The organism is Acetobacter tropicalis (genome assembly GCF_001580915.1).
GTDB classification, from domain to species: Bacteria; Pseudomonadota; Alphaproteobacteria; order Acetobacterales; family Acetobacteraceae; genus Acetobacter; species Acetobacter tropicalis.
Genome location: NZ_LHZQ01000037.1, coordinates 1 through 863, shown reverse-complemented (window position 1 = coordinate 863; position 863 = coordinate 1). Strand labels below are relative to the sequence as shown.

At 60.1% G+C, this 863-nt stretch carries 1 pseudogene; it reads left to right on the top strand.

From position 1 onward, the window contains the following. Window positions 1-344 precede the first annotated feature (344 nt). Window positions 345-863: pseudogene (locus AD944_RS00195) on the top strand (hypothetical protein); the annotation flags it as partial.

Below are 863 nucleotides of genomic sequence, written 5' to 3'. Positions count from 1 at the left end.
GCCTGATCATGGCTGGCCTGTTTGTTCGGTTGCAGATGGGGCCTTACCAGAAAGTACGCCGGGCTATTCGCCCCCGGCCCGCCACCTTCGACTCGATCCGCAATCAGATCCTTGTCATCATGGCGCTTGGGCTTCTGACTATCCTGGTCGCGTCACTGGGCCACCCGTTCCTGTAAAAACAGGTAGAACTTCAGGAAAACTTGATTCTCTTACGGAATCCCTTTATCGGAGCATGCGCCTGACCGGCTTCAGTTTGTAACCGTCCACCACACAGGGGGACGGGCAAGAACCAAGGGCCAGTCGGTCCATGCTAAGTAAACGACTGAAGCATCCCCGAGAGCATATTGACAGCAAAAACACCCGCCCGCCCCCGCAGAACAACGACACGCAGCCGCAAGACGGTGACTGCGGCAGCCTCTGACGTACCCGCAGAAACCGGGGCTGATGTCTCTGAAACCGCCGCGGAAGCGCCCGTGGAGGCTGAACCTGTCAAAAAAACCGTCCGCCGACGCCGCACGACAAAGGCCAAGGCAGCTCCTGCAGCGGCAGAGGTGAGCGAAACCGAAGCTCTTGGCGCAGCCGAACCCGCTGCCACTGAAGCAGAGGCGACCGTTGACGCCGCAGCCGAGCCCGCAGAGCCCAAGCCGCGCCGCACACGCCGCAAAACAACGACAACCCGTTCAACTCGGGCGAAAAAAGCCCCTGCTGCTGAACCAGCTCCAGAAGAGCCCGTTCAGAGTGAATTATTGGCCGAGCCTGATGTTCCGGTTGTGGCTGCCGAACCTGTGGTAGCTGAGCCCACAATTGTGGCGGAAATAGCGCCAGCTGAGGCTGAGGCTGAGGCTGAGGCTGAGGCTGAGGCT